Here is a 14,556-nt window from a genome sequence, read left to right as displayed (position 1 = left end):
CACGGGGCTTTGGCCGTCATCCTTGCCGCCCTGAGCTTCGGGACGGCCTTTGCGCAGGGCTGGCCTGCCCGGCCCATCACGCTGGTCGTCCCGTTCCCGGCGGCCGGGGGCACCGACCTTGTCATCCGGTCGATCCAGCCGCTGCTGCAAAAGGAACTCGGGCAGCCGGTCGTCATCGACAACCGTAGCGGGGCCGGCGGCACCATCGGCTCGACCTTTGTCGCGCGGGCCACGCCGGATGGCTACACCGCCGGGGTCGTCACCACCAGCTCCACGTGCCGTATCGCGGCGCGGCGCCGGCCTATACCGACCTGATGGGCGGGCAGGTCCAGTTGATGTTCGATAACCCGGTCGGCCTGGCGCCTTACGTGAAAGCGCAGAAGGTCACGGCCATCGCGACGACCGCGCCTACGCCGCTGCTGGCGGACGTGCCGACCTTCGCCAGGCAGGGCATTGCCAACTTCGAGCAGCAGCTCTGGTATGGCGTGGCCTTTCCCAAGGGCACGCCGCTGGCCATCGTCAGCCGCTTCAATGCGGCGCTGAACAAGGTGCTCTCGCAGCGCGATGTGGCGCGCGACCTGGCCACCAAGGGCGTTACCGCTCATCCGGGCACGCCGGCCGAGATGCAGGCAACGGTGAACAAGGACATTCCGTACTGGGGCGCTATTGCCAGATCCGTGGGGGCCACCGTTGAATAAGCCCGCCTCGATCAGCATGCCCACTACGCCCGGCGCGGTCACGGTCATGCGCGTGTTTGTGCGCGGTGCGAACGCGGCCCGTGGCGGCAACCCGGTTCCCCTTGTTGCCGATGCGCGCGGCATGTCCGACGCTGCCATGCAGCAGGTGGCGCTCAGCCATGGACATGAATCCGCCTTTGTCCTGCCGCCGAGCGATAGCCGATTCGACTGGCGCCTGCGCTTCTTTGTCCCGCAGCACGAGATGGAAATGTGCGGGCACGCCACCGTCGGCACGCTCTGGGCGCTGCGCCAATGGAAACGCTGGACCAGCCCCACGGCACGGGTGGAGACCTTGAGCGGCCCGGTCGTCGCCCGGTGGGATGAAGCGCACCAGCGCGCCTGGATCTCGCAGCCGCCCGTCAATCGCCGCGCGCTGTCGGAGCCGGAGCGCCAGCGCGTGGCCGACGTGCTTCGTTTGCCGGCCGGCGCCGCGCACTACGCCATGACCAACGCATCCACCAGCCGGGTCAAGACCCTGGTGGCACTGCCGGATGTGGCGGCGCTCAACCGGTTGCAGCCGGCTTTCGACGCGATGGCAGCGCTGTGCGAGTCGATCGGTTCCACGGGGCTCTATCCGTTTGCGATGGATGCGACGGCGCCGCACGTTGTGCATGCCCGGCAGTTCCCCAAATCCTCTGGCTACCCGGAGGACGCGGCGACGGGCATCGCCGCGGCCGCGCTCTGGGGGCATCTGATTGCGTCGGGCGCGTTTGCCAGCGACGGTGCTGGCTCGCAAGCGGTCACCGTCGTGCAAGGCGAAGCCATGGGCTGCCCGTCCGAGATCCAGGTGAGCCCTCGGTATTCGCCGGAAGGGGGGAGCGATGGTTGCTGGTTAAGCGGCAGCGTGGAATGGGAGGCGCCGTGAGCCATGCATCTCCGGAGGCCCGGCTGGCAGCCGCCGGCTTTGCATTGCCGAGCGCGCCCGTGCTGCGCGGCATGTATGCCCCTTCCTGCATGGTGTCCGGGCAGGAAGGGCGATGGATTGCCATCAGCGGCCAGAMCTGCCGGCAAGATGGGATAGCCATCGCGGGCATTTGCCACGGCGAGTACGACGTGGCCGACGCGCGCCTTGCCGCCGAAGTGGCCATGCTGAGGCGCTGCGGGATGCTTGCGGCGGCCAGCTGGACCGGGTGGCACAAGTGATGCGCTTGCGCGGCTTCATTCGTGCATCGGCGGATTTCGCGCACCATCCCGCGGTGCTGGACGCGGCCTCGGCCGTGCTGTGCGTGGCGTTTCCCGGCCAGTTGCTGCCTGCCCGCAGCGCGGTTGGCGTGGCGAGCCTGTCGAGCCATGCCTGGATCGAAATCKAGATCGATGCGTGGGCGCTGGCTGGCTAAACGCGTTGTCGGACGGCTGGCTAACGGGTTTGCTCGCCGGCCGTCCGCAGGAGCCTGGAGAGGTGCCCGCTGGTAGCGAATCCAAGCCGCTCGCTGACCCGGGCCAGTGAATGCCCCTCGCTCAGCAATGCCCTGGCATGCGCTGCCAGCAGCCTGCGCCGGATGCTGACGGGACTGGCGCCGTCCAGGCGGAGGGCCCCGAAATGCCGGCACGCGTGCAGGCTGTCGGGCGGCAGGTACAGCTCCCCGTGTTGTTGGCGGCCCGAGTCCGAGACGGTGAGGTGCGGGGCACAAACGGGAAGCAAGACGGCCGAACCCCGGACCAGCCTTGCGGCGCGGGAGTCCGCGAGGCCTGGGGCGCGATCGGAATCATGGCCTAGCGCCATCCACGCACTCTTGAGCTTGCCCAGGCGCGGCCACAGCAGCATGGCGCAATCGTGCGTATGCCATTCGAAGCGGTAGTCCGGCTGGCGGCTTTCGCGGAACGCGAATCCTTGGGCCGAGATCAGGGCAAGCTTTGAGGAGAGCGGCGCAGTGATGGGCATCGGAACGCGTTGCTGGTGTCGTGGCTTTCGAGCCTTTGCTCAGGTACGGGTGATCGATGCGCCACCATCCACCAGGGATGCGGTACCGGTCACGAAGGCTGAATCGTCGGATGCCAGGTACAGCACCGATCTGGCCAGTTCGTCCGCGCTGGCCACGCGCTTGAGGGCGTGGAGGTTGGTGATAAAGGATTGAGACTCCGCCGTGCTGTTCATGCTGCGGTACATGTCGGTGTCCACCGCCCCCGGCAGTATTGCATTGACACGCACCCCTTGTGGTCCGAACTCGGCGGCCAGCGCCTGGGTCAGGCCGATCAGGCCCGATTTGCTCGCCGCATAAGCTGCCACACCGGGGAACGCAAAGCTGTAGCCGACGAACGTCGAGGTGAAGATGACCGAGCCGCCGCCGTTCTTGAGCATCTGCGCGATCTGGTGCTTGGCGCCGAGGAAGGAACCCGTCAGGTTGATCGCGATGGCGTCATTCCAGCCCGCCTCGGAAACACTGGTGCTGGGACCGGATTCGCCCAGCGTGCCCGCGTTGTTGAACGCGACATCCAGCCTGCCGTAGCGCTCGACCGCCAGCGCAACCAGCGCCTCGGCATAGTTCTCCGCGCGCACATCGCCAGCCAGGGCGGTGGCGTCGCCGCCGGCCGCGCGGATCTGCGTGGCCAGTTTGTCCAGTTCGTCCTGGCGCCGCGCCCCGATGACGACCTTGGCGCCCTGGGCGGCAAACAGCTTCGCCGTGGCGAATCCGATGCCGCCGCTGGCACCGGTGACGATGGCGACCTTTCCGGCCAAGCGTTCCATGGCGTTTCTCCCGTTCGGCGCATGCGGAGGGCTCCGCCTGATTTCGCCTGGTTAAGCGAGTATGGTTGCCAAATGCGATTTCCAACAGGGCCGTATCGCAAAATTCACATAAGCGCATGACGCCATGCCGGCGCTGAAGGCAAGGAAGAATGTGCCCGCTGCCGGGTAAGAAAAGCCTGGCCCGTTTGAAAAGAGTTCCTATATTAGTAAGGCTCAAAGCATGGGGCGCGCTTCAGGCCGCCGCATGTGCACGCACGCGGGCGCCACGCCCACCAGGCGAATCCAGGACGAGGGCGCCACGCGTCCTCAATCCATCGGCACGTCCGTATCGGAGAACCACCATGGCTAACCCGAAGCTCGAGGTACTACCGTGGAGTCCGAGAGCTTTTCGGGCTTCACCTATCCGGAATTGCTCGATGTGTTTCCTGGCAAGACGCTGCTTGAGCGCACGTCGATGAACTCCTGGGATGACCAGAAGGTACGTGACGCGCTCGCGGCGAACGGGCGCAAGAAAGTCGTCGTCTCCGGCTTGTGGACCGAGGTGTGCAACAACAGCTTTGCGCTATGCGCGATGGCCGAGGGCAACTACGAAATCTACATGGTGGCCGACGCCTCGGGCGGCACTTCCAAGGAAGCGCACGACTATGCCATGCAGCGCATGATCCAGGCTGGCGTCGTCCCCGTGACCTGGCAGCAGGTGCTGCTCGAATGGCAGCGCGACTGGGCGCACCGCGACACCTATGACGCCGTGATGAAACTGGTCAAGGAGCATTCCGGCGCTTACGGCATGGGCGTGGACTATGCCTACACGATGGTGCACAAGGCCGAGCAACGGACCACCGACAAGCACGAGGCCCTGCCGGCAGTGCCCGCCCGCTGACTGCGCTTTGCCGAACCGGCGGGTGCCGCTTCGCCGCGGCCCCCGCTGCATGTCGTTGCCATCGACCGGAGCCTCGCCATGGATGCCACCGCCAAGCCCGAACTGATCCTGATGAACGGGCGCTTTGCCACGCTTGACCGCGCCAACCCGCAGGCCGATGCCGTTGCCATCCAGGACGGCAAGTTCGTTGCCGTGGGCACGCGGCAGGATGTGATGGCCCTGGCGCACAGCGGCACCCAGGTGATCGACCTGCATGGCCGCTGCGTTGTGCCGGGGCTGATCGACAGCCATATGCACATCATCCGCGGCGGGCTGAACTACAACATGGAGTTGCGCTGGGATGGCGTGCGCTCGCTGGCCGATGCCATGCGCATGCTCAAGGAGCAAGTGGCGCGCACGCCGGCACCGCAATGGGTGCGCGTGGTGGGCGGCTTTACCGACCAGCAGTTCGCGGAAAGGCGCCTGCCTACCATCGACGAGCTGAACGCGGCCGCGCCGGATACCCCGGTATTCATCCTGCACCTTTACGACCGCGCCATTCTCAATGGCGCCGCCCTGCGTACCGTGGGCTACACCAAGGACACGCCGAATCCGCCGGGCGGCGAGATCGTGMATGATGCCCAGGGCAATCCCACCGGGCTGCTGCTGGCCAAGCCGAATGCGACCATCCTCTATGCGACGCTGGCCAAGGGCCCCAAGCTGCCGCCCGAGTACCAGAAGAATTCCACGCGGCATTTCGTGCGCGAGGTCAACCGGCTTGGCGTCACCGGCGTGATCGATGCCGGCGGCGGCTTCCAGAATTATCCGGAGGACTACAGCATCATCGAGGCCCTGCATGCCGAAGGGCTGCTTACCATCCGGCTGGCTTATAACCTTTTCACGCAGAAGCCCAAGGATGAGCTCAATGATTTCAAGACCTGGGCCGGCAAGGTCAGGCCGGGGCAGGGCGACGACGTCTACCGGCACAACGGCGCCGGGGAAATGCTGGTCTATAGCGCCGCGGACTTCGAGGATTTTCGTGTCGAGCGTCCCGAGATGCCGCCCTCCATGGAGAGCGACCTGGAGCCGGTGATCCGGCTGCTGGCGGAAAACCGCTGGCCATGGCGGCTGCACGCCACCTATGACGAGACCATCTCCCGCGCGCTGGACGTCTATGAAAAGGTGGCAAGGGACGTGCCCTTCGACGGCCTGCACTGGTTCTTCGACCACGCGGAGACCATCACGGACCGCAACATCGACCGCATCGCCGCGCTGGGCGGCGGCATTGCCGTGCAGCACCGCATGGCCTACCAGGGCGAGTACTTCGTCGAGCGCTATGGCGCCAAGGCCGCTGAGAGCACGCCGCCCATCAAGCGCATGCTGGAGCGCGGAGTCAAGGTGGGCGGCGGCACCGATGCCACGCGCGTGGCGTCGTACAACCCCTGGGTGTCGCTGTCCTGGATGGTCACCGGCAAGACCCTGGGCGGACTCTCGCTGTATCCGCAGGCCAACCTGCTTGACCGCGAAGCCGCGTTGCGCCTGTGGACCGAGGCCAATACCTGGTTCTCCTCCGAACAAGGCAAGAAGGGCCAGATCCAGGCCGGGCAGCTGGCCGACCTGGCAGTGCTGTCGAGCGACTATTTCTCCGTGCCGGGCGACGAGATCCAGGACATCACCTCGGTGCTGACCATGCTGGGCGGCAAAGTCGTGTATGGCGATGGCGACTTCGGCAAGCTGGCGCCGCCGCTGCCACCCGCCATGCCAGACTGGGCGCCGGTGCGCGCTTTTGGCGGTTACCAGCCACGCCGAGCGCCGGGCGCGCAGACGCTGGCCGTGACGGCTGGCTGCGGCTGCGCGAGCGCCTGCGGCGTGCACGGCCATGCACACGCGGGTGCGTGGCAGTCCAGCGCGCCGGTGTCGGATTACCGCGGGTTCTGGGGCGCGTTGGGTTGCTCCTGCTGGGCATTCTGATTTCTGATAGCAGGGAACACCTTTTGCTTTTGGCCCGCACCACCATCCTGACCGGCGGCTACTTCCAGGGAGAAGCACCATGAAGCTGTTTCTTGTTTCGTTCGGCGCGGGGATTCTGGTCGGCATCATCTATGCGCTGCTGCAGGTCCGCTCGCCGGCCCCGCCCGCCATTGCCTTGATCGGGCTGCTTGGGATGCTGGTTGGCGAACAGGTGGTGCCTACCGCGAAGCGCTTGATGGCCGGCGAGCCGATCACCGTTGCGTGGTTCCGCTCCGAGTGCGTGCCCAAGATCAGTGGCGCGCCGCCCGCGCCGCCTGCGCCGGCACAGGCGGCGGCAACAGTGGCCAGCACAGGGGACAAGAGCGGCACGTAGTGCCGCTCCACGCGGGGCATGGCGCCAGGGACCTGGACTTATGTCCCGGCTTGCCCTTCTGGCTGGTGGATGCCATCTCGTGCCGCTCGGCTTCGCGCATCGGCTTGGCCATCTTCAGCGCTATGTCGAGCGAGGCTCTTGCCCGAAGCTGCTGCGGGTACGGATCTGTCCGTCCAGTCCGTGAATCAACAACTCGACCTGCTCGCGCTGGGCGTCGCGCGTGCCGGCCGCCACGGCGTCTTCCTGCGACGCGTGATGTGAGTTGGCATACCGCGCGCCCTCCTGGATCACGTCCCATCCGGAACCATGTGGCAAAACGTGGATGTTATGGGCTGTCATGACGATCTCCTGTGGGGGTCTTGCAGATAGCGGCTCACTCCATTCTGGTCCAGTGCCAGCACACGGCTATCGGAGATCGTCTGACTTTAGTCGTTGTGGGCGGGCGGGTCGCCGACCGGATCCGGGTGGATCTGCATGATGGCGTCGCGCTTTTCCAGCAAGTGGCGCTTGAGGATGGCGCCCAGCAGCTTGCCGTCACGCGCCTCCAGTGCCTTGATCATGTCTTCGTGATCATGCACGGCGCGGTCCCACTTGTCGGTCTGGTGGTTGGAGCGAAAGCGCAGCGMCTTCAGGCGGCGGTTGATGCCCTGGTAGGTCTGGCGCAGCGCGGTATTGCGCGCCGCCTCGTTGATGCGGTCGTGGATTTCCTGGTTGCGGCTGTAGTAGCCCGGCAGGTCGTTCTGCACGCGGCAGGCCAGCATCGAATAATGCAGCGCCTTGATCTCGGCCAGTTCGGCCGGCGTGATGCGCTCGCAAGCCAGCTCACCCGAGAAGGCCTCCAGGCCGCTCATCAGCTCGAACGTCTCCCAGACTTCCGCCTCCGTCATGCGCGAGACGCTGGCGCCCCGGTTAGGCGAGATGTCGATCAGGCCCTCCGCCGCCAGCACCTTGAAGGCCTCGCGCAGCGGCGTGCGGGAGATGCCCAGCGTTTCACATAGCTCACGCTCGTTGAGCTTCATGCCCGGGGATAGCACGCCTTCCACGATGAACTTGCGCAGGTGCTCGACTACCGTGTCGTGCAGCCGCTGGCGCTCGACCTTGGGGAGGACCGTGGCAGGGCGCGTGAGGTCGCTGCCAGATGGATTCTGCATTCAAAGTCCTTATCTTTGCGTTTTTCGCATTCTACTGCATCTCTTCGCAGGCACCCAAATTCGGGGTAAACACCCAGTGTTCAGGCCAAAACAGCGCTTGGAAGTGGTGCGTTTCGTCTGCTAAAGTATTTTGAATGCAAAATTCATAATTCACAAAGGAAGGACAATCCATGATCAAACTCGACTTCCACCCCGCCGGCCGCCACTTCCTGCAGATTCCCGGCCCGAGCCCCGTGCCCGACCGGATCCTGCGTGCCATGAGCTACCCGACCATCGACCATCGCGGCCCGGAGTTCGGCGCGCTGGGCCGCAAGGTGCTAGCGGACATCAAGAAGATCTTCAAGACCGAGCAGCCGGTCATCATCTATCCGGCCTCCGGCACCGGCGCCTGGGAGGCCGCGCTGACCAACACGCTGAGCCTCGGCGACACGGTGCTGATGTTCGAGACGGGTCACTTCGCCACACTGTGGAAAAAGATGGCGGAAGCGCTCGGGTTGAAGCCGGAATTCCTCGGGCTGCCGGGCATCGAAGGCTGGCGCCGCGGCGTGCAGGCCKACATGATCGAAGCCCGCCTGCGCGCCGACAGCGCGCACGCCATCAAGGCGGTGTGCGTGGTGCACAACGAGACCTCGACCGGCGTGACCTCCGATATCGCTGCGGTGCGCCGCGCGATCGACGCGGCCGGCCACCCGGCGCTGCTGCTGGTGGACACCATCTCCGGCCTGGCCTCGGCGGACTATCGCCACGACGAGTGGGGCGTGGACGTGACGGTATCGGGCTCGCAGAAAGGGCTGATGCTGCCGCCGGGGATCAGCTTCAATGCGCTGTCGCCCAAGGCCATCGCGGCCAGCAAGGCGGCAAAGCTGCCGCGCGCGTTCTGGGCCTGGGACGAGATCATCGAAGCCAACAAGAACGGCTACTGGCCGTACACCCCGAACACCAATCTGCTCTACGGCCTGTCCGAGGCGCTGGACATGATCCTGGAGGAGGGCCTGGACAACGTCTTCGCGCGGCACCAGCGGCTGGCCGAAGCCACGCGCCGCGCGGTGCGGGCCTGGGGCCTGGAAATCCAGTGCGCGGATGCCTCCGTGTACAGCCCCGTGCTGACGGGCGTGATGATGCCCGACGGCGTGGATGCCGACGCAGTGCGCAAGCGCATCTATGAACGCTTCGACATGTCGCTGGGACAGGCGCTGGGCAAGATCCGCGGCAAGATGTTCCGTATCGGGCATCTCGGCGACTGCAACGACCTCACGCTGATGGCCACGCTGTCCGGCTGCGAAATGGGGCTGAAGCTCGCCGGCGTGCCGGTGGCGGCCAGCGGGGTCGTGGCGGCGATGGAGTACCTGGCCTCGCATGCGGCTGGCCCGGTGCTGAAGGCCGCGGCATAAGCCAGCGCGGGAGGGCCGGGCGGCCTTCCTGAACCCGCGCAACGCAATAGCAAGCGAACAAGTGCAATCAGGCATGGCTTCACCCCTGGGGTGAGGCCAGGGACAGGTGTTGCCCAATTTTGCCGTTCGGCAGCCATGCCACCGCCTGTGCGCAGCAGCGGGAACCGGCCATAGAGCCGGCCGGCCGCGATGAATTTGCCTCGGCCCCGGCGCCCCGCCGGGCGGGCAGGAACAACACAACGGAGACAAACCATGAAGCGCCTGCGTGCAACCAGCGTCGTGCTGGGGATGCTATGCATCATGTATTTCATCACCTAGCTGGACCGCGTCAATGTGAGTACGGCCGCGGCCGGTTTTGGCCAGGAGTTCAACCTCAGCAAGACCGAAATCGGCCTTGCGATCATCTCGCCGGTGCTCTCGGGCTACCTGATCGACCGCTTCGGCAGCTGGGAGCTGCCGTTTATCGGCAGCATGGTGCTGATGGGCATCGGCGTGATCCTGGCCTTGCGCATGCAGCCAGAGAGCAAGTTCGAAACCGAGCCCGCGGATGCCGCGAAGCCGTTGCGCGCCTGAGCCACGCAGACATGCCAACCGACCCGCAAACCATGCGCCGGCGCTATCCCCATCTCTATTCCTATCCCGAGCAGGAGCTCGCCAGCCGCCGGTTGAGCTGATCCTCGCATGACACGGCGCACCGGCACGGCAACCCCTCCACACAAGCCCTGGCAGAAAGCCATGAACCAATCCTCCTCCCCGATGCTCGTCAAGCCGATCCATCTTGTGCCGTCGCCGGGCCGCGCCGGCCCGGCACTGTCGCCGCTCTCGGCCCGTTTGCGCAAGGAACTGCGCGGCGACGTGTTCTTCGACCGCGCCAACCGGGGCCGCTACGCCACCGATGCCTCGATCTACCAGATCACGCCCATTGGCGTGGTGGTGCCGCGGGACCAGGCGGACCTGCTGCTGGCGCTGGAGATCGCCCGCGACGAAAAAGCCCCGGTGCTGGCACGCGGCGCCGGCACCAGCCAGTGCGGCCAGACGGTTGGCGAGGCGCTGGTGATCGACAACAGCAAGTGGCTGAACAATGTGGTGGATTTCGATCCGGTGGCCGCTACCGTCACGGTTGAGCCAGGCATCGTGCTGGACCACCTCAATGCCTGGCTGAAGCCGCACGGCCTGTGGTTTCCGGTGGATGTATCGACGGGGGCGCAATGCACCATCGGCGGCATGGCCGGCAACAACTCATGCGGCTCGCGCTCCATCGAGTACGGCAACATGGTGCACAACGTGCTGGGCATCGATGCCGTGCTGGCAGATGGCAGCCAATGCCATTTCGGCTCGCTGAAGGCGCCCGTCTCCGATCCGCGCGTGGCGGGCATCCTGAATGGCTTGCAACGCATCGCCACGCGCGAGCGGGACGAGATTGCCGAGCGCGTGCCCAAGGTGCTGCGCCGTGTGGCCGGCTACAACATCGACCTGTTCGCATGCCAGAATCCGCGCGCGTATACCGACGACGGCTACGCCAATCTCTCGCATATCCTCGTGGGTTCGGAGGGCACGCTGGCTTATAGCCGCCAGGTCACGCTGAAGCTGTCTGCGCTGCCGCGGCACAAGGTGCTGGGCGTGGTGAATTTCCCCACGTTCTACCAGGCCATGGACATGACGCAGCATATCGTCAGGCTCAAGCCGGTTGCGGTGGAGCTGGTGGATCGCACCATGATCGACCTGTCGATGGAGAACCCGGCGTTCCGCCCCGTCATCGAGAGCGCCTTGTCCGGCGAGCCACAGGCCATCCTGCTGGTCGAGTTCGCTGGGGAGGAACACAGCGCGCTGCTGGCGCAGCTCGATGACCTGGCGGCGCTGATGAGCGACCTTGGGCTGCCCGGCTCGGTGGTCAAGATGGCCGACGCCAAGTCGCAGAAGGCGTTGTGGGACGTGCGCAAGGCCGGGCTCAACATCATGATGAGCATGAAGGGCGACGGCAAGCCGGTCTCCTTCATCGAGGATTGCGCCGTGCCGCTGGAGCACCTGGCCGAGTACACCCGCCGGCTTACCGCCGTGTTCCACAAGCACGAGACCGAGGGCACCTGGTATGCCCATGCCAGCGTGGGCACGCTGCATGTGCGCCCGATCCTGGACATGCGGCGCGACGGCGCGGCGCGCATGCGCGAGATCGCCGAGGAAGCGGCGGAGCTGGTGCGCGAGTACAAGGGCGCGTACTCCGGAGAGCACGGCGACGGCCTGTGCCGGGGCGAATGGGTGGCCTGGCAGTACGGCCCGCGCATCAACGCCGCCTTCGGCGAGATCAAGGCGCTGTTCGATCCGGACAACCGCTTCAACCCGGACAAGATCGTACGCCCGCCCAAGATGGACGCGCGCGAGAACTTCCGCTTTGCGCCGGGCTATGCCGCCTTGCCGCTCACGCCGGCGCTCGACTGGTCCGCATGGAACGTCAGCCGTAACCCGCTGACCGGCGAGGAGACGGCGCCCGGCACGGGCACCGACCGCGCCGGCGGCCTGGCCGCGGCGGTGGAGATGTGCAACAACAACGGCCACTGCCGCAAGTTCGATGCGGGCACCATGTGCCCGAGCTATCGCGTGACCAAGGACGAGCAGCACGTCACGCGCGGCCGTGCCAATACGCTGCGGCTGGCCGTGTCGGGGCAGCTGGGCGATGACGGCCTTGCCAGCCCCGAAGTCAAGGAAGCGCTCGATCTGTGCGTCTCCTGCAAAGGCTGCAAGCGCGATTGCCCGACCGGTGTGGACATGGCCAGGTTCAAGATCGAGGCGCGCCATGCCTGGGCCCGGCGGCACGGCATCACCCTGCGCGAGCGCATGGTGGCGTTCATGCCGCGCTATGCGCCCGTGGCGAGCCGCCTTGCCGGGCTGCTAGCGCTGGCCGATAGTATTCCCGGCATCTCCGGCGTGGTGAAGCGGGCCATGGGATTCGCGCCCCAGCGCTCGCTGCCGCGCTTCAAGGCCGCGTTCCTGTCGAAAGCCAAGGCAACGCACCAAGGCGGGGGGGCGCGCGAAGTCATGCTCTTCGTCGATACCTTCAGCAACTACATGGAGCCGGAGAACGCACTGGCGGCGCAGCAGGTGCTGGAGGCGGCGGGCTACACGGTGCATTTCAACCGCCACGAAGGCGAGCGCCCCTTGTGCTGCGGCCGCACCTTTCTAGCTGCGGGGCTGGTGGACCAGGCCAAGGAGGAGGCGCGGCGCCTGCTGGATGCGGTCAAGCCCTATGTCGATCGCGGCATCCCCATCGTCGGCCTGGAGCCTTCGTGCCTGCTGTCCTTGCGCGATGAGTTCCTCAACTATGGCTACGGCGACGAGGCCAGGAAGCTGGCCGCACAAGCCTTCCTGTTCGAGGAGTTCCTGGTGCGCGAGAAGGAAGCCGGCCGCCTCTCGCTCGATCTCGATGCCTTGCAGACGAGCGAGGCCGTGGTGCACGGCCACTGCCACCAGAAGGCATTCGACGCCTTCACCCCGGTGCAGGCCGTGCTGGGCTGGATCCCCGGCCTGAAGGTCTCCCCGGTGGAATCGTCCTGCTGCGGCATGGCGGGCAGCTTTGGCTACGAGKCCGAGCACTACGAGGCGTCCAAGGCCATGGCCGAGCTGTCGCTGCTGCCAGCGGTGCGCAAGCGCGCCGCCAATGCCATCGTGGTGGCCGACGGCACCAGCTGCCGCCACCAGATCCTGGACGGCGCCGACACCGAGGCCATGCACGTGGCGCGTGTGCTGGCGATGGCGCTGAAGCGATAGGGCGGGCCTGAGGCCCGCGCAGTTCACCGTAGTGCCGCTCTGGCAATGCCGCAATCGCTGCCTGAACCTGGGGCGTGGATGCGTTGAAAGCGTCAGATAGGGGCAGGCAAAGTCATCGTGATGCCCCTGCAGCGCGGTGGGTGATTTGGCGCGCCGCCAGTGCGGCCAGCGCGGGCGCCAGGGCAAAGCTGGCAAACAGCCAGGCGGCGGCGGACTGCGCGCCTGCCGTGCCGCCGGGGGTGATGAGCCCGGCTGCATTGGCGACCAGCCCCGCGACCGCCGCGCCGATCGCCATGCCGTAGAGCTGGACCGTGGTGATCGCGGCCGAGGCCATGCCTTCCTCGCCGCGCGGCGCCAGCGTCAATACATGTGTCAGCAGATGCGGCCAGCCGATGCCCACGCCGGCCCCCGCGCCGGCCAGTGCCAGGCCGCTCAGCAGCGTGCGCACCACCGGCGCGAGGCTTGCGCCCGCAGGCACGACCAGCGCCAGTGCGAGCAAGCTAGCCGCGCATAGCACCGGCCCCACGCGCAGCAGGCGCGCCGCGCGCTCGCCGTCCTGGCCGGAGGAGAGCAGCGCGCCMAGGCTCCAGCCGCCCGCCATGGCCGCGGTGAGGTATCCCGCGGCCAGCGGCGTGTGGCCGTGCAAGGTTTGCAGGAAATACGGCACGAAGACCTCGGTGGTGGTGCCAACCAGCAGCAAGGCCACACTGGCGTAAACCGCGCCCAGCGGCGTGCCGGGCTTGGTGCCACCGGTTGGCAGCAATCGCACTGGTGCGCGCCGGTCCCACGCCACCGCCATGGCGCCCAGCACCAGCCCTGCCACCATGCCGGCGGCCTGCCAGGCCATCTCGTCCGACAGGCTGCCCGCGGCCACCGCCAGCACGGAAGCCGCCAGCAACGCGATCTGCACAGCAGGAACGCTTGGCGCCGCGCCCGACGCAGCCGGCTTGCCGTTGGGCCGCAACTGCCCGGCCACCAGCACACCCTGCATCAGCGACACCGGCAGCAGCGCCCAGAACGCCCAGCGCCAATGCCCGACTTGCGCGAACAGCCCGCCGACAGCCGGCCCGCACAACGTGGCGACGCCCCACATGCCCGAGACCAGCGCCACGGCGCGCGGCCACAGCGGCGGGGCAAACACGACGCGGATCAGCGCATAGCTCAGCGCCGCCAGCGTGCCTCCGCCCAGGCCTTGCACGCCGCGGCTGGCCAGCATCCAGGGCATGGACGACGCCAAGGCACAGCCAGCGGAGCCCAGCGCGAACACCGCCAGCGCGGCGATGGACGCGCCGCGCGGGCCCAGCGCGGCCAGCAGGCGCACGGACAATGCCGCGCCGACGATGGAGGCCACGACGAAGAGGGTGGTGTTCCAGGCGTACCAGTCGAGCCCGCCGATGTCCTGCACCACCGATGGCAGCACGGTGGTGACAATGTGAACGTTGATGGCATGGAGCGCCACGCCGCCGGTCAGGGCCAGGGCGAGCAGCCCGTTCTTTGCGCGCAGCAGGTTGCGCCAGGTGCCGGTAGCGGCTTGGTCAGGAGACATTGAGAGAGGGGCGACAGGCTGGCTGTCATTGCCTTATTATCCAAATTAATTCTTGGATAATAAGGTGCCGCCTTCAATTA

14 protein-coding genes and 2 pseudogenes are annotated in these 14,556 nt (G+C 66.7%); 11 read left to right on the top strand and 5 right to left on the bottom strand.

Annotated features, from left to right (window positions below; genetic code table 11):
* The first annotated feature begins 9 nt into the window (after positions 1-9).
* The 5 genes from AC1DS3_RS17510 to AC1DS3_RS17490 are packed head-to-tail and all read left to right on the top strand — an operon-like array spanning position 10 to position 2,074.
* Positions 10-315 carry a Bug family tripartite tricarboxylate transporter substrate binding protein gene (locus tag AC1DS3_RS17510; protein ID WP_441631612.1) on the top strand — a complete coding sequence of 102 codons (306 nt, stop codon included), beginning with the start codon at positions 10-12 and terminating at the stop codon, positions 313-315.
* Positions 276-698, top strand: a complete 423-nt coding sequence (locus AC1DS3_RS17505) for a tripartite tricarboxylate transporter substrate-binding protein (RefSeq protein ID WP_441631614.1) — start codon at positions 276-278, stop codon at positions 696-698. Before AC1DS3_RS17510 ends, AC1DS3_RS17505 begins: the two co-directional genes overlap by 40 nt.
* 16 nt (positions 699-714) lie before the next feature.
* A complete protein-coding gene (locus tag AC1DS3_RS17500; RefSeq protein WP_441631616.1) occupies positions 715-1,602 on the top strand; it encodes a PhzF family phenazine biosynthesis protein in 888 nt (295 codons plus the stop codon).
* Positions 1,599-1,880, top strand: a complete 282-nt coding sequence (locus AC1DS3_RS17495) for a hypothetical protein (protein WP_477127607.1) — start codon at positions 1,599-1,601, stop codon at positions 1,878-1,880. Before AC1DS3_RS17500 ends, AC1DS3_RS17495 begins: the two co-directional genes overlap by 4 nt.
* 5 nt (positions 1,881-1,885) lie before the next feature.
* Positions 1,886-2,074 carry a RidA family protein gene (locus AC1DS3_RS17490; protein ID WP_477127606.1) on the top strand — a complete coding sequence of 63 codons (189 nt, stop codon included), beginning with the start codon at positions 1,886-1,888 and terminating at the stop codon, positions 2,072-2,074.
* 20 nt (positions 2,075-2,094) lie between these two features.
* On the opposite strand, the gene AC1DS3_RS17485 is transcribed toward AC1DS3_RS17490, so the two are convergent.
* On the bottom strand, positions 2,095-2,619 hold the full coding sequence (locus tag AC1DS3_RS17485) for a hypothetical protein (protein ID WP_441631622.1): 525 nt from the start codon (positions 2,617-2,619) through the stop codon (positions 2,095-2,097).
* 39 nt (positions 2,620-2,658) lie between these two features.
* Positions 2,659-3,423, bottom strand: coding sequence for an SDR family oxidoreductase (locus AC1DS3_RS17480; RefSeq protein ID WP_441631624.1), 765 nt, complete (start codon positions 3,421-3,423; stop codon positions 2,659-2,661).
* 364 nt (positions 3,424-3,787) lie between these two features.
* Between AC1DS3_RS17480 and AC1DS3_RS17475 the strand changes: the two are divergent.
* The 3 genes and pseudogenes from AC1DS3_RS17475 to AC1DS3_RS17465 form a co-directional block, all read left to right on the top strand.
* Positions 3,788-4,303: pseudogene (locus AC1DS3_RS17475) on the top strand (isochorismatase family protein); the annotation flags it as partial.
* A gap of 78 nt (positions 4,304-4,381) precedes the next feature.
* A complete protein-coding gene (locus AC1DS3_RS17470; RefSeq protein ID WP_477127605.1) occupies positions 4,382-6,253 on the top strand; it encodes an amidohydrolase in 1,872 nt (623 codons plus the stop codon).
* 79 nt (positions 6,254-6,332) lie between these two features.
* Positions 6,333-6,626: a XapX domain-containing protein gene (locus tag AC1DS3_RS17465; RefSeq protein WP_441631630.1), complete on the top strand. Its 294-nt coding sequence runs from the start codon at positions 6,333-6,335 to the stop codon at positions 6,624-6,626.
* A gap of 120 nt (positions 6,627-6,746) precedes the next feature.
* Here the strand turns inward: AC1DS3_RS17465 and AC1DS3_RS17460 are convergent, their stop codons facing one another.
* Together AC1DS3_RS17460 and AC1DS3_RS17455 are read right to left on the bottom strand one after the other, a co-directional pair.
* Positions 6,747-6,965 carry a DUF2188 domain-containing protein gene (locus tag AC1DS3_RS17460; RefSeq protein ID WP_459376245.1) on the bottom strand — a complete coding sequence of 73 codons (219 nt, stop codon included), beginning with the start codon at positions 6,963-6,965 and terminating at the stop codon, positions 6,747-6,749.
* Positions 6,966-7,051: 86 nt separating this feature from the next.
* Complete coding sequence (locus tag AC1DS3_RS17455) at positions 7,052-7,777, bottom strand: GntR family transcriptional regulator (protein WP_477127604.1); 726 nt, start codon at positions 7,775-7,777, stop codon at positions 7,052-7,054.
* A gap of 170 nt (positions 7,778-7,947) precedes the next feature.
* Between AC1DS3_RS17455 and AC1DS3_RS17450 the strand changes: the two genes are divergently transcribed.
* From AC1DS3_RS17450 to AC1DS3_RS17440, 3 genes and pseudogenes are all read left to right on the top strand, one after another.
* Positions 7,948-9,168, top strand: coding sequence for a pyridoxal-phosphate-dependent aminotransferase family protein (locus AC1DS3_RS17450; protein ID WP_477127603.1), 1,221 nt, complete (start codon positions 7,948-7,950; stop codon positions 9,166-9,168).
* 396 nt (positions 9,169-9,564) lie between these two features.
* Positions 9,565-9,741: pseudogene (locus tag AC1DS3_RS17445) on the top strand (MFS transporter); the annotation flags it as partial.
* Between the two features lie 162 nt (positions 9,742-9,903).
* On the top strand, positions 9,904-12,930 hold the full coding sequence (locus tag AC1DS3_RS17440) for an FAD-binding and (Fe-S)-binding domain-containing protein (RefSeq protein ID WP_477127602.1): 3,027 nt from the start codon (positions 9,904-9,906) through the stop codon (positions 12,928-12,930).
* 112 nt (positions 12,931-13,042) lie between these two features.
* Here the strand turns inward: AC1DS3_RS17440 and AC1DS3_RS17435 are convergent, their stop codons facing one another.
* Complete coding sequence (locus AC1DS3_RS17435) at positions 13,043-14,476, bottom strand: MFS transporter (protein WP_441631640.1); 1,434 nt, start codon at positions 14,474-14,476, stop codon at positions 13,043-13,045.
* Between the last annotated feature and the right edge of the window lie 80 nt (positions 14,477-14,556).

This window comes from Cupriavidus sp. 01L46 (assembly GCF_056399905.1).
This window is presented reverse-complemented; position numbering and strand designations above follow the sequence as displayed.